Source organism: Aliihoeflea sp., from assembly GCF_052435475.1.
Lineage (GTDB): Bacteria > Pseudomonadota > Alphaproteobacteria > Rhizobiales > Rhizobiaceae > Aliihoeflea.
The window spans coordinates 1-603 of the sequence record NZ_JBQVMV010000051.1; the positions used below are offsets into that span (position 1 = coordinate 1).

General features: G+C 59.2%; 1 pseudogene. It reads right to left on the reverse strand.

The window, feature by feature from the left end:
• A pseudogene (locus ACT6QU_RS19500) lies at positions 1-603 on the reverse strand (site-specific integrase); the annotation flags it as partial.

Sequence of the window (603 nt, forward strand, 5' to 3'; positions counted from 1 at the left end):
CTTTACGAGGCTGTGGAGCCTCGTTTCCGTGCAGGGGCGGCGGTGCCGCCGCCCTCGGCATCTTCCGTGCCCGAGTAGTCCGCTGCTTGGGCTTGCGGGCATTGATCACGGAAGCGTCCAAAGTCGTCTTGATGTGGGCAGCGTAGAACTTTTCGATCATCTCGACGCTGGTGCGGCGGTTTTTGGCAATGGCGTAGACATCCGCCCCTTCCATGAGCCGCAAGCAGATATAGGTGTGACGTAGGCTGTATGCTGTTCGGGGCTTGCCGTCGCGGTCCAGCTTAAGGTATTGTGCATCAAGAAGGTTATTGAACATCTTGAGATAATTGCCGGGGAACAGCAGATCGGTCGGCGCGGGAAGCTTCGCTACCACCTCCTCTTTCCCTTTCCCGCGCACAGGCTTCGCCCGCTCACACAGACGCTCATAGGGTTTGACCGCGCCGGGCATGGATTTACACCAGCCGATGCCGCGCTTACCGCGCACTTCAATCTCAAGAATACGCTGACGCGACTCCGGGTCTTCCACGATCGTCACGTCTCGGTGCTGGAGCTGTTTGGCCTCATCCGGGCGCAGGCCGGTGTTTCCCATGAACAGCACGAAGT